This window comes from Pseudomonas sp. S34, assembly GCF_009866745.1.
GTDB classification, from domain to species: Bacteria; Pseudomonadota; Gammaproteobacteria; order Pseudomonadales; family Pseudomonadaceae; genus Aquipseudomonas; species Aquipseudomonas jessenii.
The window spans coordinates 5,996,516-6,017,614 of sequence record NZ_CP019398.1; the positions used below are offsets into that span (position 1 = coordinate 5,996,516).

The following is a 21,099-nucleotide window of genomic DNA, read 5'->3' on the forward strand; positions in this document are numbered from 1 at the left end:
TCTCCAATGATTCTGGAGCCTGACCATGCCGTATCTCGAAGCCGTGAACACCCCACCTGCCCGCGCCGATGTCTGGAACGTCGGCAACGCCCATTGCCGGGTTCGCTATCAAATGACGGCCGAGGCTGAACCGGACCTGCTGTGTCGCGCCCTCAATCTGTTCGCCCTGCAATTGCTCACGCCGGAGCAGGTCAGCGCGCAGCGCCAGGACGACTGGCTGACCATCGAAGTTGTCATCGACGGTTTGAGCTGGCACCGCGCGCAAGTGATTGCGGAAAAACTTCGCAACCTGATCAGCGTCTGCTCGGTGGAGCTGCAAGAAGCTGATGCCCCATGGACCGAAGCGGTTCAAGCGGCGGGCTGAAAAACTCCGAAACGGCTTTGTCGGGTAGTGGCCCAGCGGTCAGCCGGGCCACGGCTATCCTTTGCGCACTGTCGTTCAAAAGGAGCCCGCATGTCCGTACAAATCGCCCTTCAGGACCGCTGGCTGGATCTCAATGATCTACTGCGCGAACTCGTCGCCCAGGGCTTTATCAGCCAGGATTCGGCCGAACACGCACTCAATGCCCGCCGCCGCAACGCCTCCCTTGGGCAGATGCATCCGCTGGAGTTCATTGCCAGCCAACAGCTGGACGATCTCAGCCGCCCCGGCAAACCGCTGGACCTCGAGAGCCTGACCCTGTGGCTGTCCCGGCAGGCCGGCCAGCCTTACCTGCGCATCGACCCACTGAAAATCAATGTCGCGGCCGTGACCCCGCTGATGTCCTATGCCTTCGCCCAGCGCCACAAGATCCTCGCGGTAGCCATCGACCGCGAGGCGGTAACCGTGGCCAGCGCCCAGCCTTATGTCAGCGGCTGGGAGGCTGACCTGACCCACGTGCTCAAATTGCCGATCAAGCGTGTAGTGGCCAACCCCGTGGACATCCAGCGCTTGAGCGTCGAATTCTTCCGCCTGGCCAAATCGGTCACCGGGGCGAACAGCGCCGACCCGCAAGTCAGTACCCTCGGCAATTTCGAACAGCTGCTCAACCTCGGCGCCAGCGACCAGGAGCCGGACGCCAACGACGCACACATCGTCAACATCGTCGATTGGCTGTTCCAGTACGCGTTCCAGCAACGCGCCAGCGACATCCATATCGAGCCCCGGCGCGAGCAAGGCACGGTGCGCTTTCGCATCGACGGCGTGCTGCACAACGTCTATCAATTCCCGCCCCAGGTCACCATGGCCATCGTCAGTCGCCTGAAAACCCTGGGGCGCATGAACGTCGCGGAGAAACGCAAACCCCAGGACGGCCGGGTGAAAACCAAGACTCCGGATGGCGGTGAAGTCGAATTGCGCTTGTCGACACTGCCCACGGCCTTCGGCGAAAAAATGGTCATGCGGATCTTCGATCCGGAAGTATTGCTCAAGGACTTCGACCAGCTTGGTTTCTCCGCCGACGACCTGCGCCGCTGGCAAGACATGACCCGCCAGCCCCACGGCATCATCCTCGTCACCGGGCCGACGGGCTCGGGCAAGACCACCACCCTCTACACCACCCTGAAAAAACTGGCGACGCCGGAGGTCAACCTCTGCACCATCGAAGACCCGATTGAAATGGTCGAGCCGGCGTTCAACCAGATGCAGGTCCAGCACAACATCGACCTGACCTTCGCCGCCGGCGTGCGCGCACTGATGCGGCAAGACCCGGACATCATCATGATCGGCGAGATCCGCGACCTCGAAACCGCGGAAATGGCGATCCAGGCGGCGCTCACCGGGCACCTGGTGCTGTCGACCCTGCACACCAACGACGCGCCCAGCGCCATCAGCCGTCTTCTGGAGCTCGGCGTGCCGCATTACCTGATCAAGGCCACAGTGCTTGGCGTCATGGCCCAGCGACTGGTGCGAACCCTGTGCCCGCACTGCAAGGCGCCGCTGACGCTGGGCGAAGACGACTGGCAAACCCTGACCCGTCCCTGGCAAGCACCGTTGCCGGCCAATGCCCAGCGTGCCATCGGTTGCGTGGAATGCCGCGACACCGGTTATCGCGGTCGCGCCGGGGTCTACGAAATCATGCAACTGAGCGATGGCATCAAGGCGTTGATCAGTCCCGACACCGATCTGCTGGCCGTGCGGCGCCAGGCATTCAAGGAGGGCATGCGCAGCCTGCGGTTGTCAGGAGCGCAAAAGGTCGCCGCCGGGCTGACGACTATCGAGGAGATTCTGCGCGTGACTCCCCAGAGCGAGCAGAACTGAGCCTGGCTGTACTGATCCGGCATCGGCACAGCTACACTTCAGCCATTGCAACTCCACAGATCCACACATCAACAAGGAATCGTTATGCAGATCGGTAGTGTGCTTTTGCTTTTTGTCGGCCTGGTGGTCGCCATTCTGTTCATGGGTTTCAAGGTCGTGCCCCAAGGCTTTGAATGGACCGTCGAGCGTTTCGGTCGCTACACCAACACGCTCAAGCCGGGGCTGAACGTCATCATTCCGGTCATGGACCGCATCGGCCGCAAGATGAATGTGATGGAAAGCGTGCTGGATATTCCGCCACAGGAAGTCATCACCGCCGACAACGCCACGGTGCAAATCGACGCTGTGTGCTTCTTCCAGGTGGTCAACACCGCCCAGGCGGCCTACGAGGTCAACAACCTCGAACACGCCATCCGCAACCTGCTGCAAACCAACATCCGCACCGTGCTCGGCTCGATGGAGCTCGACGCCATGCTCAGCCAGCGTGACGGGATCAACGAAAAACTGCTGCGCACCGTCGACGAAGCGACCGCGCCTTGGGGCATCAAGATCACCCGGATCGAGATCAAGGACATCAGCCCGCCCGCCGACCTGATGGCGGCGATGTCAGGGCAGATGAAAGCCGAGCGAATCAAGCGTGCGCAGATCCTCGAGGCCGAGGGCCTGCGCGCCGCAGCGATCCTGACCGCCGAAGGCAAGAAGCAGGCGCAGATCCTCGAAGCCGAAGGCAGTCGCCAGGCCGCATTCCTGGAAGCCGAAGCCCGCGAGCGGCAAGCCGCGGCAGAAGCCCAGGCGACCAAAGTGGTGTCCGAAGCCATCGCCAGCGGCAACGTGCAGGCGGTGAACTACTTCGTGGCGCAGAAGTACATCGATGCGCTGGGCAAGTTGTCCTCGGCCAACAACAGCAAGGTGATCCTGATGCCGCTGGAAGCCAGTTCGATGATCGGTGCGGTGGGCGGCATTGGCGAAATCGTCAAGGCCACTTTCGATAACAAGAAAGCCTGAGGCGCGCCATGTGGGCATTTTTGCAGCATCTTTCGTTCTGGGACTGGCTGGCGCTGGGCACGGTGCTGTTGATTCTCGAAGTGTTCGGCGCCGGCGGTTATCTGCTGTGGATCGGCATGGCCGCGGCATCCGTGGGCGTCTTGACCTTCCTGATGCCGGACCTGTCCTGGGAATGGCAGTTTCTGTTGTTCGGCCTGCTGTCGATCACCACCGCGTTGTACTGGTGGCGGCGTCAGCGCACGGCAATGCGTCCGAGTGATCAGCCGCACCTGAATCTGCGCGGCCAGGAACTCATCGGCAAAACCTTCGTGGTGCATGAAGCGATTGTCGACGGTCGCGGCAAGATCAAGGTGGCTGACGGTGTATGGATGGCCCGCGGGCCGGACACAGCCACTGGCAACCGCGTGCGGGTGGTCGGCCAGCAAGGCGCCATCCTGCTGGTCGAAGCGGCGGATTAAGCGACCACGGAACTCGATTGGGGGTTGGCAATCCAACCGCGTACTCAACCCAGTGGAGTCACCTTGTCATGCGTTTCAAACTTGCTGTCGCTACCGTCGCGCTGTTGTCCCTGCCTGTCGGTTCGGCGATGGCCGATACTTTTTGGCGTAACGTTCTTACGTCCGGTGCAACCACCGGTTCGAGCTATCTGACATCCAAGGATAACAAGCTGGTCGTCGCGGCCCAGGACGATGCCAGCAGCTTCGTCGCCAGTGACGGCGGTATCCGCGGTCCGTACCTGGAAGCGGCCATGCAGAAGGTCCGCGCCGAAAACCCGGGCCTGCAAGCCACGGACATGGAACTGGCGAACGCGATCCTGGCGAAGAATGCCGTGGCTTCGGAATAAGCGTTGCGAATGAAAAATGCCGCTCACATGAGCGGCATTTTTTTGCCTTGCGATCACAAATCTCATGTTCACCGAGCCCCCCTGTAGGAGCGAGCTTGCTCGCGATGGACTCAAGAGCGCTGCGTTTAGTCAGTAAACACACGGCATCGTTAACGACCATCGCGAGCAAGCTCGCTCCTACAGGGGTTATGTGTTGCCTGAGATGTCAGCGGTAGTCGTCCACCGGCACACACGCACAAAACAGGTTCCGGTCCCCATACACATTATCCACCCGGTTCACCACCGGCCAATATTTGTGAGCCTTGGTGTGCGCGTCCGGCGTGACCGCTTGCACGATGCTGTACGGTCGTTCCCACACGCCGGTGATATCGGCCAACGTATGCGGCGCACCTTTCAACGGATTTTCTTCAGCCGGCCAATTACCGTTCTGCACCTCATTGATTTCCGCGCGGATGCTCAGCATCGCCCCGATGAACCGGTCCAGCTCCGCCTTCGATTCACTTTCGGTCGGTTCGACCATCAGCGTCCCCGGCACGGGAAACGACATGGTCGGGGCATGGAAGCCGTAATCCATCAGACGCTTGGCCACGTCCTCCTCGGTAATGCCGGTCAACGCCTTGAGCGGTCGCAGGTCGAGGATGCATTCGTGGGCCACCCGTTCGTTGCGCCCGGTATAGAGCACCGGGAAAGCACCGGACAAATGCCGCGCCAGGTAATTCGCGGCCAGGATCGCCACTTCGCTGGCGTCCGCCAGTTGCGGCCCCATCATGGCGATGTACATCCAGCTGATCGGCAGAATGCTTGCGCTGCCCCAAGGCGCTGCGCTGACGGCGCCATTTTGCGGGTGCGGCCCGTCGATTGGTACCACCGGATGGTTGGCCACGAACGGCGCCAGATGTGCCCGAACACCAATCGGCCCCATGCCCGGCCCACCGCCACCATGGGGAATGCAGAAGGTCTTGTGCAGGTTCATGTGCGAGACATCGGCACCAATATCGGCCGGCCGCGCCAACCCCACCTGAGCGTTGAGGTTGGCGCCATCCATGTACACCTGCCCCCCGTGCTGGTGGATCACCTCACAGATTTCGCTGATGCCTTCCTCATACACCCCATGGGTCGAAGGATAGGTCGCCATCAGGCAGGCGAGTTTTTCGGCGGCCTGCGCGGCTTTTTCCTTGAGGTCATCCAGGTCGACGTTGCCCGCCTCGTCGCACTCGACGATCACCACGCGCATCCCGGCCATTTGCGCCGACGCGGGATTGGTGCCGTGAGCCGACGAAGGAATCAGGCAGATATCACGGCCGCCCTGTTGCCGGCTCTCATGGTATTTGCGGATCGCCAGCAGCCCGGCGTATTCGCCCTGGGCGCCGGAGTTGGGTTGCATGCAGATCGCGTCGAAACCGGTGATCGCGCACAACCAGCGCTCCAGTTCCTCGATCATCAGCCCATAACCGGCGGCCTGTTCCTTGGGCACGAACGGGTGCAGGTTAGCGAACTGCGGCCAGGTAATCGGGATCATCTCGCTGGTGGCGTTGAGCTTCATGGTGCAGGAGCCCAACGGGATCATCGATTGATTGAGCGCCAGGTCCTTGTTTTCCAGCTGCTTGAGGTAGCGCAGCATCTCGGTTTCACTGTGATGGGCGCTGAACACGGGGTGACGCAGATAAGGTGAAGTTCGCGCCAGCCCTTGGGGAATTCCGCCAGGCAAGACTTCGGCATCCAGGTCGTCGATGCTGAGCCCGTGATCGGCCCCCAGGAACACGTCGAACAGCTTCGCCACGGTGCCTTCGTCGCAGGTTTCGTCGAGGCTCAAGCCCAGCTGGCCGCGCCCGAGAATGCGCAGGTTGATCTGTGCGGCCCGGGCACTTTCGATGATCGCGGTCTGGGTCCCGCCGACTTCCAGCGTCAAGGTGTCGAAGAAGTGCCGGTTGACCCGGGTGATACCGTTGCGTTCAAGCCCGGCGGCAAGGATGCAGGTCAGCCGATGAACCCGCTGGGCAATTCGCTTGAGCCCTTCGGGGCCGTGGTAGACCGCATAGAAACTGGCGATATTGGCCAGCAGCACCTGGGCCGTGCAGATGTTGGAGTTGGCCTTCTCCCGGCGGATGTGTTGCTCGCGGGTTTGCAGGGCCATGCGCAGGGCGGTGTTGCCCCGCGCATCTTTCGAAACACCGATGATCCGCCCGGGAATCGCGCGCTTGTATTCATCGCGGCTGGCAAAAAATGCTGCATGAGGCCCGCCGTAGCCCATGGGCACACCAAATCGCTGGGACGAGCCGAACACCACATCGGCACCCAGTTCACCCGGCGGAGTCAACAACAACAGGCTCAGCAAATCCGTGGCGACACAGGCCAGGGCCTGTTGCGCGTGCAGGTGATCAATCAGCGGTCGCAGGTCGTGGATTTCACCATGGGTGTCAGGGTATTGCAGCAGCGCGCCGAACACCTGGTGCCGCTTCAAGTTATCCACAGTGTCGACGATCAGATCGAAGCCGAAACCTTCAGCGCGGGTCTGCACCACGGAAATGGTTTGCGGGTGGCAGTTTTCGTCGACAAAGAACAGGTTGCTTTTGGACTTGGCGACCCGCTTGGCCAAGGCCATGGCCTCCGCCGCGGCGGTGGCTTCATCAAGCAGCGAGGCATTGGCCAGTTCCAGGCCGGTCAGGTCGATGGTCAGTTGCTGGAAGTTCAGCAGCGCTTCGAGTCGCCCTTGGGCGATCTCTGGCTGATAGGGGGTGTACGCGGTGTACCAGCCGGGATTTTCCAGCACATTACGCAGAATGACCGCCGGTGTGAGGGTGCCGTGATAGCCCATGCCGATCAGGCTGGTCCAGACCTGGTTCTGCTCGGCATAACCGCGCAGCTTGGCCAGCGCGGCCTCTTCATCGAGTGCCGGGGGCAGGTCCAGCGCCCGGTTGAGGCGGATGCCCGGCGGCACCGTCTGCTCGATCAATTCGACCCGACTGCCCAGGCCGAGGCTGTCGAGCATCGCCTGTTGCTCGGCGGCATCGGGCCCGAGGTGGCGGCGTAGAAAGGCATTGGGGTCGCGTAACTGGCTCAGGGACGGCAATTGGGACATGACGGGCTCTCTCTTGACTGGCGCTCAGCGTCGATGCAACACGATCAAACCAGCATAGCAGCCACTCTGTAGGAGCGAGCTTGCTCGCGATGACCCCGAGCGCGCCGCGGGGTCTCAGGTTGCAGCGTTATCGTTAACGACCATCGCGAGCAAGCTCGCTCCTATAAGGGAAATTCGCCAGACAACAAAAAGCCCCGACGAGTCGGGGCTTTGGATGACGCTGAAGGCTTACTCGCCGATGGCGGCCTTGTAGCCGGCGGCATCCAGCAGTTTTTCCAGCTCGGCGGTGTCACTTGGCTTGAGCTTGAAGATCCACGCGCCGTACGGATCGGAGTTGAGCAGCTCAGGCTCAGCGCTCAACGCTTCATTGACCGCGATCACTTCACCGCTGATCGGTGCATAAATGTCGGAAGCGGCTTTGACCGATTCAACGACACCCGACTGATCACCGGCAGCAAACACGTTGCCGACCTCAGTCAGCTCGACGAACACCACGTCACCCAGCGCTTCCTGCGCGTGATCGCTGATGCCCACGGTGACGGTGCCATCGGCTTCCAGACGTGCCCATTCGTGACTTTCGGCAAAACGCAGGTCGGCAGGGATATCGCTCATGTTCTGTGTCCTCAGGAAATGGTCGGCGGTCATGTCCGCCAGAAAAGATTAGATCAAGGTTTTGCCGTGGCGTACGAAGGTCGGTTTGACCACCCGGACCGGGTACCACTTGCCACGGATTTCCACTTCAGCGCGGTCGGCTGTTGCCATCGGCACGCGCGCCAGTGCAATCGACTTGCTTAGCGTAGGAGAGAAACTACCACTGGTGATCTCCCCTTCGCCAACATCGGCGATGCGGACCACCTGATGAGCGCGCAAAACACCGCGTTCCTCAAGGACCAGACCGACCAGTTTTTGCTGTACACCGGCAGCCTGCTCGGCTTCCAGCGCCTTGCGCCCGATGAACTGCCGGGTGGCAGGTTCCCAGGCAATGGTCCAGGCCATATTGGAGGCCAAGGGTGAAATATCCTGCTGGATATCCTGACCGTAAAGATTCATGCCGGCTTCGACCCGCAAGGTATCCCGCGCGCCAAGACCGATGGGAGAAATCCCGGCGCCGACCAGATCGTTGAAAAAGCCTGGCGCCTGATCGGCCGGCAGAATGATTTCCAGGCCGTCTTCGCCGGTATAACCGGTGCGTGCGATGAACCAGTCACCATCGGACAGGCCTTCGAAAGGCTTGAGGAGCTGGATCAGGTTGCCGCGGGACTGACTGACCAGTTCGGCAATTTTCTGCCGGGCGTGGGGGCCCTGGATGGCCAGCATCGCCAACTCGGAACGCTCGCGAAGTTGCACATCGAAACCGTCGAGATGCGCTTGCATCCAGGCCATGTCCTGATCGCGGGTGGAGGCGTTGACCACCAGGCGATAACCCTCATCGAGACGGTAGACGATCATGTCGTCGACAATCCCGCCCTGCTCGTTGAGCATGGTGCTGTACAACGCACGGCCTGGGCTGTGCAGGCGTTCGACATCATTGGCCAGTAAATGCCGGAGCCAGGCCTTTGCCTGGGCGCCACCGACATCGATTACGGTCATGTGGGATACATCGAAGACACCGCAATCGCGGCGCACCTGATGGTGTTCCTCGACCTGCGATCCATAATGCAGAGGCATGTCCCAACCGCCAAAATCGACCATCTTCGCGCCGAGTGCGAGATGAAGGTCATACAGAGGCGTACGCTGTCCCATGGGTTTCTCCTTCCGGGCGTGGCGAAGGTGCGGGCTGGTGCTGCACGGACTGAATGCCTTGAAATAAAGGGCCTTCAACCGATTTCAGCTACCTGGTCTGTCAGACGGACCGCACCGAATGCCGCGCATTGTAGCCGCAAGGTGTAGGACTGACACCTAGCTGTTTCGATGTGCTGAGCGTCGGATCAATCCGATGACCGGTAACAGCCCGACCAGTACCAGAGTCAATGCCGGCAAAGACGCCCGCGCCCATTCGCCTTCGCTGGTCATTTCGAAGATTCGCACCGCCAGCGTGTCCCAGCCAAACGGGCGCATCAGCAAGGTTGCGGGCATTTCCTTGAGCACATCGACGAACACCAGCAGCGCGGCGCTCAACGTGCCGGGTAGCAATAATGGCAGATACACTTTGAAAAACAGTCGTGGCCCACTGACGCCAAGGCTACGTGCCGCTTCGGGCAAAGATGGCCGTATACGCGCCAGGCTGCTTTCCAGCGGTCCGTAAGCCACCGCAATGAAGCGCACCAGATAGGCCAGCAACAATGCCGACAGGCTGCCCAGCAGCAGCGGCTTGCCCGCACCACCGAGCCAACTCGAGAGCGGGATCACCAGTTCGCGGTCCAGGTAACTGAACGCGAGCATGATCGACACCGCCAACACCGAACCGGGCAAGGCGTAGCCCAGGTTGGCCAGACTGACCCCGGAACGAATGACCCGGGTGGGCGCCAGTCGTCGGGCAAACGCCAGTAACAAGGCGACGCTGACGGTGATCAACGCCGCCATCGCCCCCAGGTACAAGGTATGGACGATCAACCCGGTGTAGCGCTCGTCGAGATCGAAGCGCCCACGCAGCCAGAACCACACCACCAATTGCAGCATCGGGATAACGAAAGCACAGGCGAACACCAGGCAGCACCACATCGTGGCCGCCAGTGCCTTGACGCCTCGCAGGTGATACAGCGCCTTGACCCGTGGTCGCTCGTTACTCGCCCGGTTCGCCCCACGGGCACGCCGTTCGCCGTAGAGCACGAGCATCACCACCAGCAGTAACAGGCTGGCCAGTTGCGCGGCGGACGACAGGCTGAAAAAACCGTACCAGGTCTTGTAGATGGCCGTGGTGAAGGTATCGAAGTTGAACACCGACACTGCGCCGAAGTCCGCCAGGGTTTCCATCAGTGCCAATGCCACGCCCGCACCGATGGCTGGCCGCGCCATGGGCAATGCCACCCGCCAGAACGCTTGCCAGGGCGATTGGCCAAGGACCCGCGCGGCTTCCATCAGGCCTTTGCCCTGGGCAAGGAAGGCTGTGCGGGCCAGCAGGTAAACATAGGGATAGAAAACCAGCACGAGCACGACGATCACGCCACCCGTGGAGCGCACGCGCGGCAGCCGCAGGCCACTGCCAAACCACTCGCGCAGCAGGGTTTGCACGGGCCCGGCAAAATCCAGCAGGCCGACGAAGACGAAGGCCAGCACATAGGCCGGGATCGCGAAGGGCAGCATCAATGCCCAGTCCAGCCAGCGCCGACCGGGGAATTCGCAAAGGCTGGTGAGCCAGGCCAGGCTGACACCCAGGACTGTCACGCCGACACCAACGCCTAGCACCAGGGTCAGGGTATTGCCCAGCAAACGCGGCATCTGCGTGTCCCAGAGATGAGACCAGATCTGTTGATCGATGGTTTGCCAGGACAGCAGCAACACGCTCAGGGGCAACAGGACCAGCGCAGCAATGGCGAAGACGACTGGATACCAGCGGCGTTGGGCGGGATGGGCCACAGGCTTGGTTCTCTACTATCTAATGGATGAGATCGACACTGGTAGGAGCGAGCTCGCTCGCGAAAAACGTCAACGATAATGCGGGAAGCCTGACGGTCCGCGGCGCCCTGACGTTCATCGCGAGCAAGCTCGCTCCTACAGCGTCAGGGGTGCGTAACGCAAAAACAAACGCCCCGCCTAGGCGGGGCGCAGCATAACAGCTGGCTCAGTTCCAGCCAGCCTTGTCCATCATGCGAATCGCCTCAGCCTGGCGCTTGCCAGCGATTTCCACGGGCAAGGTATCAGCAATGAACTTGCCCCATGCGGCGACTTCAGCCGATGGCTGCACGGCCGGATTCGCCGGGAACTCCTGGTTCACGTCGGCAAAGATTTTCTGCGCTTCAGGGGTGGTCATCCACTCCACCAGAGCCTTGGCCGCTTCCGGGTGTGGCGCGTGTTGTGTCAGGCCGATACCCGACAAGTTGATGTGTACGCCACGGTCAGCCTGGTTCGGCCAGAACAGTTTCACCGGCAGGTCTGGCTTCTGCTTGTGCAGGCGGCCGTAGTAGTAGGTGTTGACGATACCGACGTCGCACTGACCGGCGTTGATCGCTTCCAGCACGGCGGTGTCGTCGGAGAACACGTCAGTGGACAGGTTCCTGACCCAGCCCTTGAGGATTTCCTCGGTCTTCCCGGCGCCGTGCACTTCGATCATGGTCGCGGTCAGGGACTGGTTGTAGACCTTCTTCGCCGTGCGCAGGCACAGGCGGCCTTCCCATTGCTTGTCGGCCAGCGCTTCGTAGGTGGTCAGTTCACCCGGCTTCACCCGATCTGTGGAGTAGGCAATGGTCCGCGCCCGCAGGCTCAGGCCGGTCCAGGCGTGGGAGGCTGCCCGGTATTGCAGCGGAATATTGGTGTCGATGGTTTTCGAGGTGAACGGTTGGAGGATGCCCATCTGCTCGGCTTGCCAGAGGTTGCCGGCATCGACGGTGAGCAGCAGGTCGGCCGGCGTATTCGCGCCCTCGGCCTTGAGCCGCTGCATCAACGGCGCTTCCTTGTCGGTGATGAACTTCACCTTCACGCCGGTCTTGGCAGTGTAGGCATCGAATACTGGCTTGATCAGCTCGTCGATTCGCGAGGAGTAGACCACCACTTCGTCAGCGGCCTGGGCGGCGGTGCTGCCGATCAGGGTCAAGGCCAGTGCAGTCAGTAGACGCTTCGGTGCCAACATGGGAGCGGTCTCTCGATTGAAAAATGAGGACAAATGATAAGGACTCACATTTAGCTTCTCAATCGAACCCGCTTGCGGAGGAGTTACCAGATGTTGCACAAGCAGATTAACTGACAAATGTGGCGAGGGGGCTCGCCCCCGTTGGACTGCAAAGCAGTCCTGGCATTTTTCCAGAAAAATCCTGCCATCCGGTCTACGACCGCTTCGCGCTCGAACGGGGGCAAGCCCCCTCGCCACAAGGCCATGCTCACTTCAGGCCTTGGCGAGTGCCGGCAAATCCCCGGTCAACCCCAGCGCTTCACGCACGAACAACGCCTTGGCTTCCGGCATTTTCTCCACCATTTTCAATCCGGTATTACGCAACCAGCGCACCGGCAACGGATCGGCCTGGAACAACCGCTCGAAGCCTTCCATCGCCGCCATCAGCGCCAGGTTGTGGGGCATGCGTCGACGCTCGTAACGGCTGAGGACTTTCACATCCGCCAGGCGTTCGCCACGTGTTGCCGCTTGCAGCAACACTTCGGCCAGCACGGCGGCATCGAGGAATCCGAGATTCACCCCCTGCCCGGCCAATGGGTGAATGGTGTGGGCCGCGTCGCCGATCAATGCCAGGCCTTCAGCCACATACCGCTTGGCATGCCGCTGACGCAGGGGCACACACAGGCGCGGGTCGGCGCTCAGTACTTCGCCGAGCCGACCTTCAAAGGCCCGCTCCAATGCCTTGCAGAAACCTTGCTCATCCATCGCCATCAGACGTTCGGCTTCGCCGGGTGTGGTCGACCAGACGATCGAACACCAATCCTGTTGGCCGTCCCGCTCAAGGGGTAGAAACGCCAACGGGCCGGTGTCGGTGAAGCGCTGCCACGCCGTCATCTGATGCGGTTTGGCGCAACGCACGCTGGTGACGATGGCATGGTGCAAATAATCCCATTCGCGGGTCGCCACTCCGGCCAGGCGTCGCACCGCCGAGTTGGCGCCATCTGCCGCGATCACCAGTGGCGCGCGCAGGGTGCGGCCATCGGCCAGGGTCAGCAGCCAGTCATCGCCGGAGCGGCGCATCTGCTCCAGGCGAGCATTGGCCAGCAACCCCAGGTCGCAATCGTGCAGACGCTCAAGCAAGGCATCCTGGACCACGCGGTTCTCGACGATATGCCCCAGCACCTCGGCATGCACGCTGGCCGCCGAGAAGTGGATTTGCCCGGTGCCGCTGCCATCCCAGACCTGCATGTCGGTGTAGGGGCTGCTGCGCCGCCCGGCGATGCCGTCCCACACGCCCAGGCGCTCGAGAATCCGCTGGCTGGCAGTCGACAAGGCGCTCACCCGTGGCTCAAACGCTGCCTGAGCGTTGAACGGTTTGACGCTCATGGGGCTGCCGTCCAGCAGCAGGACTTCCAGCCCGCTGTCCTGCAACGCCAGCGCCAGGGCGCTGCCGACCATTCCGGCCCCGACAATCAGCAGATCTGCGCGCATTTCCATGCTTTAAGCCTGTCTCTCTTGCGGCTTGAGCCGCACGTAAAGGGTTTTCCCGACCCGCGCCACCCAGTGGCCGGCGCTGTCATGAATGTCGAACCTGCAAGGCAGGTATTTTATCAATCGCGCCTTGCCGAATCGGCGGATCAGCCAGTTACGCATCTGGACGCGTACCCAGCCCCATCGCCTGCCGGGCAAACCAGCGTTTGGCCGGTGGCAGCAGATCGAGGCCGAGCAAGCCGATGTTGCGCCCCAGGGACACCAGCGGCTGGGTACTGCCGAACAGGCGCGTAACCTGATCGGAGAAACCCACGGTGAGGTCCTGATCGAGACGCTGGTGTTCGCGATAGGCCTGCAACGTGGCGAAGTCGCCCAATGGTTTTTCACTGGCGAGCAAGGCATTGGCCAGGGCCTGAGCGTCGCGCAGGGACAGGTTGAATCCCTGGCCGGCAATCGGATGCAGGCTGTGCGCCGCGTTGCCGAGCACCGCCAGATGCGGGCGCACCTGTTCTTCGGCCTCGACCAGTGTCAGCGGATACAGATGCCGCGCACCCACCTGCTTCAATGTGCCAAGGCGATAACCGAACACACCCTGCAACTCGCTGAGGAAGCTGCGCTCGTCGAGGGCTGCCAGGCGTTGCGCGTCCATGCCCAGGCGGGTCCAGACCAATGCGCAGCGATTATCCGGAAGCGGCAGCAACGCCATCGGGCCTTCGTCGGTGAAGCGCTCGAAAGCCATGCCGTTGTGGGCTTCGCTCGGGGTGATGTTGGCGATCAGCGCGCTCTGGTTGTACGGACGCTTGCGGATGCCGATCCCAAGTTGCTCGCGCAGGCCAGAGCGGCCACCATCGGCGAGCACCGCGAGGTCGCATTCCAGGGTGGTTTCATCATTGAGGGTCAGGCGGTAGCCGTCGGTCAGCGGCTCCATGCGGGTGACTTCTGCCGGGCAGTGCCATCTGATCACGTCCTTGTCCAGGCCTTGCCACAGGCATTGGCCGAGCCAGGCGTTTTCAACGACATAACCCAGCGCTGGAACACCCTCTTCCATCGCCGACAACCGCGCCGTCGAGAATCGACCACGGTCGGAAACATGAATCTGCTTGATCGGCTCGGCTCGGCGCGAGACTTCCTGCCAGACACCCAACCGTTGATAGATTTGCCGCGAGCCGAAGGACAACGCCGAGGAACGGGCATCGTAACTCGGTTGCCAGGTGTCGCCAGGAGCAAACGGCTCGATCAACACGATCTTCCAGCCTCGGGCTTTGGCCCCGGCCTGAAGCGCCAGTGCCAGGCTTGCACCGACCAGCCCGCCACCAATGATTGCCAGATTGACTCGACTCATGCTGCCTGTGTCCGCGCGGCGGCCATCAGGGCCTCTATCTCGGCGACGGTTTTCGGCACGCCGCTCGTCAATATTTCACAGCCGGTTTTGGTAACCACTACGTCGTCCTCGATGCGCACGCCGATGCCGCGCCATTTCTTCGCAACATTCTGGTTGTCCGGGGCGATATAGATCCCCGGCTCAACGGTCAGCGCCATGCCGACTTCCAGCACGCGCCACTCGCCGCCGACCTTATATTCGCCGACGTCATGCACATCCATGCCCAACCAATGGCCGGCGCGGTGCATGTAAAACGCCTTGTAGGCTTCACTGGCGATCAGTTCGTCAACGTCACCACGCAGCAGACCCAGCTCGACCAGCCCGGCCGTGATGACCCGGACCGTGGCCTCGTGCGCCTGATTCCAGTGCTTGTTCGGGGCGATTTCGGCAAAGGCGGCTTCCTGGGAGGCCAGCACCAATTCGTAGATCGCTTTCTGTTCCGCTGAATATTTGCCGCTGACCGGAAAGGTCCGGGTGATGTCGCTGGCGTAGCAATCGATCTCGCAACCGGCATCGATCAGCACCAGATCACCGTCCTTGAGCAGCGCGTCATTCTGCTGGTAATGCAGGATGCAGCTGTTGCGCCCCGCCGCGACGATCGACCCGTAGGCCGGCATCTTCGCCCCGCCCTTGCGGAACTCGTAATCGAGCTCGGCTTCCAGGCTGAATTCGTGCAATCCGGCGCGACAGGCCTGCATTGCCCGTACATGCGCCTGGGCGGAAATCCGCGCCGCCTCGCGCATCACTTTCACTTCTGCCGCCGATTTATACAGGCGCATGTCGTGCAGCAGATGATCCAGGGCAACGAATTCGTTCGGCGGCTGGGCACCGAGGTTGGCCTTGGAGCGGATCACGTTGATCCACTCCATCAGGTGGCGGTCGAATTCGGGGTTGCTGCCCATGGCCGAATATACCCGGTCACGGCCTTCGATCAGGCCCGGCAGGATGTCGTCGATATCAGTGATCGGAAAGGCATCGTCGGCGCCGAAGTCGCGAATCGCGCCTTCCTGCCCGGCACGCAGGCCATCCCACAGCTCGCGCTCGGCATTGCGTTCGCGGCAGAACAGGATGTATTCGCCATGTACGCGCCCCGGCATCAACACCAATACGGCCTGGGGCTCGGGAAAGCCGCTGAGGTACTGGAAGTCACTGTCCTGGCGGTAGACGTGCTCGACGTCGCGGTTACGAATGGCCACCGCGGCGGCGGGCAGGATGGCGATGCTGTTGGGTTCCATCTGCGCCATCAGGGCCTTGCGGCGACGGCTGTATTCCGATTTCGGGATATGGATCATGGGCAGATGGCGTTCCCTGGCAAACGATTAGTGCAGCGACGGTTTGGTGGCGGCCGGTACGTCTTTTTTGGTCTCGGAGAACAGCAGCAGCGGAGCGACGCGCAGGTATTCCATGACTTCCATGTAGTCGTTTTCGCCGTCGTCGGACTCTTCCAGGGCATCCTGCACCTGGGAAATGGCCGCCAGATCCTGCAGCACCTCGGTGGCCTCGGTGCTCAGGGCGCTGCTGTCACGGCAGTTCAGGCCGAAACCGCTGAGGAAACCCTGGCACCACTGGCCCAGTGCGACAGCACGGTCGGTGAGGGGGGCGTCATCGGTCGGCAAAAGCAGAACGACGGTCACGTCATCGCCCGTTAGCTCGCCCTTGACCATCTCTTGCAAGCCGATCAAGGCGTTGCGAACGTTGTCCTGCGGCTCGCTTTCGAGCAGTTCGGCGGCGTCGATCAACCACTCTTCGGCATTGAAACCGGCGCCGGCACAGCTGCGGCCGAGCAGCAGGCCATGCAGTTCGGCAGGCGAGACGTTATGACCGCTGGAAGTCAGCAGGGTGGCGAAGGCTTGGTACGGGGAATTCTGAATGGTCATGGGCAGCTAGGCGCCAGACGGCGCTATGTCTAGAATGAAGGCCTTGTATCCTACATCGACTACCCCTGTAGGAGCGAGCTTGCTCGCGATGGTCGTCAATGATAACGCTGGGTACCTGACACCCCGCGGCGTTCTCGGGTTCATCGCGAGCAAGCTCGCTCCTTCAGTCCGACACCCATCAGACAGTGAAGACAATGGAAGACACCGACCTGCAAGCGCTGATGGCCAGACTCGAACTGCTGATTACCCGAGTCGAGCAACTTAAGAGTCAAAACGGACTCTTACTAGCTCAGGAAAAGACCTGGCGCGAGGAACGCGCGCACCTCATTGAAAAAAACGAAATCGCCCGGCGTAAGGTCGAATCGATGATTTCGCGCCTCAAGGCCCTGGAGCAAGACTCATGAGTTCAAGCAATAGCGTCACCGTGCAGATCCTCGACAAAGAGTATTCGATCATCTGCCCACAGGAAGAGCGCAGTAATCTGATCAGCGCCGCCCGTTATCTGGACGGCAAGATGCGCGAGATCCGCAGCAGCGGCAAAGTCATCGGCGCCGACCGTATCGCCGTGATGGCCGCGCTGAACATCACCCACGACCTGTTGCACAAGGAAGAACGGCCGGATATCCAGGCCAGCGGCTCGACCCGCGAACAAGTGCGTGACCTGCTCGATCGAGTCGATCTGGCGCTCGCCACCGATCCGGATGTCACCAAAGGCTGATTCGCGCCGCCGCTTGCGGTATAATCCCCTCACTCCCTGGGGTGCTTGCCAGTTGGCGATGTCCCTGAGCCGATTTGCTATACCCTGGAGGTTGCACGTTGGGCTGGTGTGCATGTCCGCTAGACGGAAAGCCTTAAAGCCTACTGCATCTTCCACCTTGAACTTTCGGGTTCAAGGGCTAAGTCGACAGCGGCACATTCGGGGAGCCTGATTTCAGTCCAATGCCGGTTTTGATACCGGCATTGGCGTTTTTACGGGTACGCTTCACGTATCCGCATTGTTGAAGCCCAAATACATGACCGAACCTGCGCTGCTCCCCCGCCCGCAACTTCGACGCATGCTGCGCAAGGCCCGCCGCGCACTGACACCCAGCCAGCAACGCCAGGCCGCTCGCGGGCTGTACAAGCAATTGGCCCAGCAACCGCTGTTCCGCCGCGCCCGGCACATCTCCCTCTACCTGCCCACCGACGGTGAAATCGATCCGCGTCTGTTGCTGCGCGCCGCGCAACGCCGGGGCAAAGCCACCTATCTACCGGTGCTGAGCGCCTGGCCGCGAACCAAAATGGTGTTCCAGCGCATCCGTCCCGGGGAAAAACTCAAACCCAACCGCTTCCGTATTCTCGAACCACGGGCCAACCTCGCCCGGCAGCGCAAGATCTGGGCGCTGGATCTGGTGCTGTTGCCATTGGTGGGTTTTGACGATGTCGGCGGACGCCTGGGAATGGGCGGTGGTTTCTACGACCGGAGCCTGGCCTACCTGGCGCGACGAAATGGCTGGCGCAAGCCGACGCTGTTGGGGCTGGCCCATGAATGTCAGAAAGTGGCGCGATTGGCTCAGGCGAGCTGGGATGTGCCGCTGCAAGGAACGGTGACGGACAAGGCCTGGTATTACGCAGGCTAGGCGCCACTTCGATCAGTGGCGCCGAGGCAACAGGATCAGCGCTTGAAGGCTGTCGACTGTTGCTGCAATTGGGCGAGTTCGACCGGCGCATCGGTCTTGTTGGCCCATAGGCTTTGGGCATAGCCAGTGGTCACGACGCCAAGGCCAAACAAAATGACCAAAATCCATAGTAAATCCGGTTTGCGTTTCATCGATTGCCCCCCAAAGGCACATCAACACGATGACAGCAGCGGTTTCCGTTTGTAGGCCGTGCAGCAGCGTCAAGCTTTAAAGGCCGGCATTTTGCGACAACGTGAACCGCTGCGCAAATGCTGACGTCAACCGACTGTCGGTTTGTCATAAAATCGCCGACAAGCTGCTCAATCACCACGCAAGGAGCAAAAGACATGGCCTATTGGCTGATGAAATCCGAGCCCGACGAACTCTCGATCAAAGGGCTGGAAAAGCTCGGCAAAGCGCGCTGGGACGGGGTTCGCAACTATCAGGCACGCAATTTCCTGCGGACCATGGCGGTGGGGGATGAGTTCTTTTTCTATCATTCCAGCTGCCCCGAGCCTGGCATCGCCGGAATCGGCAAGATTGTCGAAGCCGCGTATCCGGACCCGACGGCGCTGGAGCCAGAGAGCCATTATTTTGACCCAAAGGCCACCCCGGATAAAAACGCCTGGAGTGCGATCGATGTAGCACATGTGGAAACGTTTGCCCGGGTGCTGAAACTGGATTATCTGAAACAGCAGACGGCGCTGGCCGAGTTGCCACTGGTGCAGAAAGGCTCGCGGTTATCGGTGATGCCCGTAACCCCGGAGCAGTGGGCGGCGGTGATTGCTTTAAAGCCTTGAGTCATTTATTGCCTGTACCGGCCTCTTCGCGGGCAAGCCCGCTCCCACAATGGATTTGTGTTGGAACACGATCACGTATACACCAAAGAAACCTGTGGGAGCGGGCTTGCCCGCGAAGAGGCCGGCCCGGACAGCAGAGTTCTTACTGAATGATCAGGTTGTTGAACAACAAATCCTCAACCACCGGCTTACCGGTTTCGTCGTTCATCACCTGCTGGGTCTGTTTCAGGGCTTCCTGACGCAGCTTTTCCTTGGCCTCGACGTTGTTCATCGTCTCGGTGGTCTGCTGGGCGAACAGTGCGACCAATTGATTGCGGATCAAGGGTTCATTGGCCTTCACCGCCTTGGCGGCCTCGTCACCGGTCACCCGCAACGCCACATCGGCCTTGTAGACCTTGAGTTTCGGCGTGCCGTCCAGCCCGTAGTTACCCACGAACGGCGGGCTCAGGGTGATGTAACTGACCTTCGGAGCTGCATCTTCTTTGGCTTCTTCGGCCACCGCTGCCACAGGCAGAGACAGGGCCAGCATCAACATGATCCACGCTTTCAAAATTCGCTCCTTATCCGGTTTGCGGCCTAGCATAACGACCCGCCGCGCAAGCACAAGCTTATGGCTGACTATCAGGGCCGGGCATGCTCGTTGACCCATCGACCCACACACCTACACTTATCGGCCATCACTCCCAAAGGAATAGCCCTGATGAAAGCCGTGCTGTGCAAAGCCTTCGGCCCTGCCGAATCGCTGGTGCTGGAAGACGTCGCCAGTCCTGTCGCGAAGAAGAATGAAATCCTGCTGGACGTGCACGCCGCCGGGGTGAACTTCCCCGATACGTTGATCATCGAGGGCAAATACCAGTTCAAGCCGCCCTTCCCGTTTTCGCCGGGTGGTGAAGCGGCCGGCGTGGTCAGCGCAGTGGGTGAAAAAGTCAGCCACTTGAAAGTCGGTGACCGGGTCATGGCCCTGACCGGCTGGGGCAGCTTTGCCGAGCAGGTCGCCGTGCCGGGCTACAACGCACTGCCGATCCCGCCATCGATGGACTTCAACACCGCCGCCGCCTTCAGCATGACCTACGGCACCTCGATGCATGCCCTCAAGCAGCGCGGCAACCTGCAACCGGGCGAAACCCTGCTGGTACTGGGTGCTTCCGGCGGCGTCGGCCTGGCGGCGGTGGAAATCGGCAAAGCCATGGGCGCCCGGGTGATCGCGGCGGCCAGCAGCGCAGAGAAACTCGCCGTGGCCAAGGCCGCCGGCGCCGACGAACTGATCAACTACAGCGAAACCAGCCTGAAGGACGAAATCAAGCGTCTGACCGACGGCCAGGGTGCCGACGTGATCTACGACCCGGTCGGCGGCGACCTGTTCGACCAGGCCATCCGCGCCATCGCCTGGAACGGCCGCTTGCTGGTGGTCGGCTTCGCCAGCGGTCGCATTCCCGAATTGCCGGTCAACCTGGCCTTGCTTAAAGGTGCGGCAGTGCTCGGCGTGTTCTGGGGCTCGTTCGCCCAACGCCAGCCGCAGGACAACACGGCGAACTTCCAGCAGTTGTTTGGCTGGTTTGCCGAAGGCAAGCTCAAGCCTCTGGTGTCCCGGGTGTATCCGCTGAGCAATGCGGCGCAGGCGATCAATGACCTTGGCCAGCGTAAAGCGGTGGGGAAAGTGGTGGTGCAGGTTCGCTGAATCTCTCTGCAAACAAGCGCGGCCATGTAGCCGCGCTTTTATTGCCGTCAAAGCAACACCCGAATCTCCTCCGGCAAAAACCGCACATACCGACTCGCCGGATGTGCGCTACACCGCTGCACAATCGAACGGACGCTGGCATTGAGCTTGGCAATCAGAGCCAGACGTTTCTCTTCCGGCAATTGAGTCGGTGAAAGCGAGTGGGTCAGGTAACTGCGGGTCCAGCTGAAAACCGAAAGCAGGTAACGCTTCCTACAACGCCCTTCATTTACATCTGAGCGACATGTTCATAAAGGAACGCGCGACTTCCAACATTTCCGCTGTTTTGCCGATGAGAACCGG

At 61.2% G+C, this 21,099-nt stretch carries 21 protein-coding genes, 1 other RNA gene and 3 pseudogenes; 13 read left to right on the forward strand and 12 right to left on the reverse strand.

Annotated elements, in window-relative coordinates:
* Positions 1-25 precede the first annotated feature (25 nt).
* The 5 genes from PspS34_RS26945 (at position 26) to PspS34_RS26965 (ending at position 4,088) form a co-directional block, all read left to right on the forward strand.
* The gene (locus tag PspS34_RS26945; protein ID WP_150813747.1) at positions 26-364 is read left to right on the forward strand and encodes a hypothetical protein; all 339 of its coding nucleotides are present in this window, start codon (positions 26-28) and stop codon (positions 362-364) included.
* Positions 365-454: 90 nt separating this feature from the next.
* Complete coding sequence (locus PspS34_RS26950; RefSeq protein WP_090452058.1) at positions 455-2,239, forward strand: GspE/PulE family protein; 1,785 nt, start codon at positions 455-457, stop codon at positions 2,237-2,239.
* An 84-nt stretch (positions 2,240-2,323) separates the two neighbouring features.
* Positions 2,324-3,244: an SPFH domain-containing protein gene (locus tag PspS34_RS26955; protein ID WP_057712833.1), complete on the forward strand. Its 921-nt coding sequence runs from the start codon at positions 2,324-2,326 to the stop codon at positions 3,242-3,244.
* 8 nt (positions 3,245-3,252) lie between these two features.
* On the forward strand, positions 3,253-3,702 hold the full coding sequence (locus PspS34_RS26960; protein WP_154860925.1) for an NfeD family protein: 450 nt from the start codon (positions 3,253-3,255) through the stop codon (positions 3,700-3,702).
* A gap of 68 nt (positions 3,703-3,770) precedes the next feature.
* Positions 3,771-4,088 (forward strand): DUF2388 domain-containing protein, encoded by a 318-nt coding sequence (locus PspS34_RS26965; protein WP_057712831.1) that lies wholly within the window; start codon positions 3,771-3,773, stop codon positions 4,086-4,088.
* Between the two features lie 205 nt (positions 4,089-4,293).
* Here PspS34_RS26965 and gcvP read toward each other — a convergent pair whose 3' ends face one another.
* The 4 genes from gcvP to PspS34_RS26985 form a co-directional block, all read right to left on the reverse strand.
* Complete coding sequence (gcvP, locus tag PspS34_RS26970; protein WP_154860924.1) at positions 4,294-7,167, reverse strand: aminomethyl-transferring glycine dehydrogenase; 2,874 nt, start codon at positions 7,165-7,167, stop codon at positions 4,294-4,296.
* Positions 7,168-7,395: 228 nt separating this feature from the next.
* Positions 7,396-7,779, reverse strand: coding sequence for a glycine cleavage system protein GcvH (gene gcvH / locus PspS34_RS26975; protein WP_150813743.1), 384 nt, complete (start codon positions 7,777-7,779; stop codon positions 7,396-7,398).
* Positions 7,780-7,827: 48 nt separating this feature from the next.
* Positions 7,828-8,910 carry a glycine cleavage system aminomethyltransferase GcvT gene (gene gcvT / locus PspS34_RS26980; protein WP_102669327.1) on the reverse strand — a complete coding sequence of 361 codons (1,083 nt, stop codon included), beginning with the start codon at positions 8,908-8,910 and terminating at the stop codon, positions 7,828-7,830.
* Between the two features lie 156 nt (positions 8,911-9,066).
* Entirely contained in the window at positions 9,067-10,683 is a 1,617-nt protein-coding gene (locus tag PspS34_RS26985) for an iron ABC transporter permease (RefSeq protein ID WP_150813742.1), read from the reverse strand.
* 26 nt (positions 10,684-10,709) lie between these two features.
* Between PspS34_RS26985 and PspS34_RS28755 the strand changes: the two are divergent.
* Positions 10,710-10,823 (forward strand): annotated as a pseudogene (locus PspS34_RS28755) (outer membrane lipoprotein carrier protein LolA); the annotation flags it as partial.
* A gap of 65 nt (positions 10,824-10,888) precedes the next feature.
* On the opposite strand, the gene PspS34_RS26990 reads toward PspS34_RS28755, so the two are convergent.
* The 6 genes and pseudogenes from PspS34_RS26990 to PspS34_RS27015 all read right to left on the reverse strand — a co-directional run bounded on the left by PspS34_RS26990 (position 10,889) and on the right by PspS34_RS27015 (position 16,621).
* A complete protein-coding gene (locus PspS34_RS26990; protein WP_057712826.1) occupies positions 10,889-11,893 on the reverse strand; it encodes an extracellular solute-binding protein in 1,005 nt (334 codons plus the stop codon).
* A gap of 252 nt (positions 11,894-12,145) precedes the next feature.
* Entirely contained in the window at positions 12,146-13,363 is a 1,218-nt protein-coding gene (locus tag PspS34_RS26995; RefSeq protein WP_174245559.1) for a 2-octaprenyl-3-methyl-6-methoxy-1,4-benzoquinol hydroxylase, read from the reverse strand.
* Between the two features lie 9 nt (positions 13,364-13,372).
* Positions 13,373-13,480, reverse strand: a pseudogene (locus tag PspS34_RS28760) (tetrameric acyl-CoA thioesterase); the annotation flags it as partial.
* A 37-nt stretch (positions 13,481-13,517) separates the two neighbouring features.
* Positions 13,518-14,705 (reverse strand): 2-octaprenyl-6-methoxyphenyl hydroxylase, encoded by a 1,188-nt coding sequence (gene ubiH, locus PspS34_RS27005; protein WP_150813740.1) that lies wholly within the window; start codon positions 14,703-14,705, stop codon positions 13,518-13,520.
* Positions 14,702-16,036: a Xaa-Pro aminopeptidase gene (gene pepP, locus PspS34_RS27010; protein ID WP_154860922.1), complete on the reverse strand. Its 1,335-nt coding sequence runs from the start codon at positions 16,034-16,036 to the stop codon at positions 14,702-14,704. Before pepP ends, ubiH begins: the two co-directional genes overlap by 4 nt.
* A gap of 27 nt (positions 16,037-16,063) precedes the next feature.
* On the reverse strand, positions 16,064-16,621 hold the full coding sequence (locus PspS34_RS27015; RefSeq protein ID WP_154860921.1) for a YecA family protein: 558 nt from the start codon (positions 16,619-16,621) through the stop codon (positions 16,064-16,066).
* 34 nt (positions 16,622-16,655) lie between these two features.
* Between PspS34_RS27015 and PspS34_RS28765 the strand changes: the two are divergent.
* The 5 genes and pseudogenes from PspS34_RS28765 to PspS34_RS27035 all read left to right on the forward strand — a co-directional run.
* Positions 16,656-16,790 (forward strand): annotated as a pseudogene (locus PspS34_RS28765) (outer membrane lipoprotein carrier protein LolA); the annotation flags it as partial.
* Between the two features lie 25 nt (positions 16,791-16,815).
* Positions 16,816-17,025 (forward strand): TIGR02449 family protein, encoded by a 210-nt coding sequence (locus PspS34_RS27020; protein ID WP_007982902.1) that lies wholly within the window; start codon positions 16,816-16,818, stop codon positions 17,023-17,025.
* On the forward strand, positions 17,022-17,339 hold the full coding sequence (locus tag PspS34_RS27025; protein WP_057712821.1) for a cell division protein ZapA: 318 nt from the start codon (positions 17,022-17,024) through the stop codon (positions 17,337-17,339). Before PspS34_RS27020 ends, PspS34_RS27025 begins: the two co-directional genes overlap by 4 nt.
* Positions 17,340-17,369: 30 nt before the next feature.
* A non-coding RNA gene (gene ssrS / locus PspS34_RS27030) (6S RNA) lies at positions 17,370-17,548 on the forward strand.
* Positions 17,549-17,634: 86 nt separating this feature from the next.
* Positions 17,635-18,240: a 5-formyltetrahydrofolate cyclo-ligase gene (locus tag PspS34_RS27035; RefSeq protein WP_150813737.1), complete on the forward strand. Its 606-nt coding sequence runs from the start codon at positions 17,635-17,637 to the stop codon at positions 18,238-18,240.
* A gap of 35 nt (positions 18,241-18,275) precedes the next feature.
* On the opposite strand, the gene PspS34_RS28350 is transcribed toward PspS34_RS27035, so the two are convergent.
* Entirely contained in the window at positions 18,276-18,431 is a 156-nt protein-coding gene (locus tag PspS34_RS28350) for a hypothetical protein (protein WP_007982896.1), read from the reverse strand.
* Positions 18,432-18,626: 195 nt separating this feature from the next.
* Here PspS34_RS28350 and PspS34_RS27040 point away from each other — a divergent pair, with 195 nt between their 5' ends.
* Positions 18,627-19,079 (forward strand): EVE domain-containing protein, encoded by a 453-nt coding sequence (locus PspS34_RS27040; protein WP_154860920.1) that lies wholly within the window; start codon positions 18,627-18,629, stop codon positions 19,077-19,079.
* Positions 19,080-19,221: 142 nt separating this feature from the next.
* On the opposite strand, the gene PspS34_RS27045 is transcribed toward PspS34_RS27040, so the two are convergent.
* Positions 19,222-19,629 (reverse strand): flagellar basal body-associated protein FliL, encoded by a 408-nt coding sequence (locus PspS34_RS27045; RefSeq protein WP_032829534.1) that lies wholly within the window; start codon positions 19,627-19,629, stop codon positions 19,222-19,224.
* 150 nt (positions 19,630-19,779) lie between these two features.
* Between PspS34_RS27045 and PspS34_RS27050 the strand changes: the two genes are divergently transcribed.
* Positions 19,780-20,757 carry an NADPH:quinone oxidoreductase family protein gene (locus PspS34_RS27050; RefSeq protein WP_154860919.1) on the forward strand — a complete coding sequence of 326 codons (978 nt, stop codon included), beginning with the start codon at positions 19,780-19,782 and terminating at the stop codon, positions 20,755-20,757.
* Positions 20,758-21,099: the final 342 nt, after the last annotated feature.

Bases quoted from the DNA above. Each gene is read 5' to 3' on its own strand.
- PspS34_RS26945 (WP_150813747.1), top strand. From the start codon at position 26: ATGCCGTATCTCGAAGCCGTGAACACCCCACCTGCCCGCGCCGATGTC.
- PspS34_RS26950 (WP_090452058.1), top strand. From the start codon at position 455: ATGTCCGTACAAATCGCCCTTCAGGACCGCTGGCTGGATCTCAATGAT.
- PspS34_RS26955 (WP_057712833.1), top strand. From the start codon at position 2,324: ATGCAGATCGGTAGTGTGCTTTTGCTTTTTGTCGGCCTGGTGGTCGCC.
- PspS34_RS26960 (WP_154860925.1), top strand. From the start codon at position 3,253: ATGTGGGCATTTTTGCAGCATCTTTCGTTCTGGGACTGGCTGGCGCTG.
- PspS34_RS26965 (WP_057712831.1), top strand. From the start codon at position 3,771: ATGCGTTTCAAACTTGCTGTCGCTACCGTCGCGCTGTTGTCCCTGCCT.
- gcvP (WP_154860924.1), bottom strand. From the start codon at position 7,167: ATGTCCCAATTGCCGTCCCTGAGCCAGTTACGCGACCCCAATGCCTTT.
- gcvH (WP_150813743.1), bottom strand. From the start codon at position 7,779: ATGAGCGATATCCCTGCCGACCTGCGTTTTGCCGAAAGTCACGAATGG.
- gcvT (WP_102669327.1), bottom strand. From the start codon at position 8,910: ATGGGACAGCGTACGCCTCTGTATGACCTTCATCTCGCACTCGGCGCG.
- PspS34_RS26990 (WP_057712826.1), bottom strand. From the start codon at position 11,893: ATGTTGGCACCGAAGCGTCTACTGACTGCACTGGCCTTGACCCTGATC.
- PspS34_RS26995 (WP_174245559.1), bottom strand. From the start codon at position 13,363: ATGCGCGCAGATCTGCTGATTGTCGGGGCCGGAATGGTCGGCAGCGCC.
- ubiH (WP_150813740.1), bottom strand. From the start codon at position 14,705: ATGAGTCGAGTCAATCTGGCAATCATTGGTGGCGGGCTGGTCGGTGCA.
- pepP (WP_154860922.1), bottom strand. From the start codon at position 16,036: ATGATCCATATCCCGAAATCGGAATACAGCCGTCGCCGCAAGGCCCTG.
- PspS34_RS27015 (WP_154860921.1), bottom strand. From the start codon at position 16,621: ATGACCATTCAGAATTCCCCGTACCAAGCCTTCGCCACCCTGCTGACT.
- PspS34_RS27020 (WP_007982902.1), top strand. From the start codon at position 16,816: ATGGAAGACACCGACCTGCAAGCGCTGATGGCCAGACTCGAACTGCTG.
- PspS34_RS27025 (WP_057712821.1), top strand. From the start codon at position 17,022: ATGAGTTCAAGCAATAGCGTCACCGTGCAGATCCTCGACAAAGAGTAT.
- PspS34_RS27035 (WP_150813737.1), top strand. From the start codon at position 17,635: ATGACCGAACCTGCGCTGCTCCCCCGCCCGCAACTTCGACGCATGCTG.
- PspS34_RS28350 (WP_007982896.1), bottom strand. From the start codon at position 18,431: ATGAAACGCAAACCGGATTTACTATGGATTTTGGTCATTTTGTTTGGC.
- PspS34_RS27040 (WP_154860920.1), top strand. From the start codon at position 18,627: ATGGCCTATTGGCTGATGAAATCCGAGCCCGACGAACTCTCGATCAAA.
- PspS34_RS27050 (WP_154860919.1), top strand. From the start codon at position 19,780: ATGAAAGCCGTGCTGTGCAAAGCCTTCGGCCCTGCCGAATCGCTGGTG.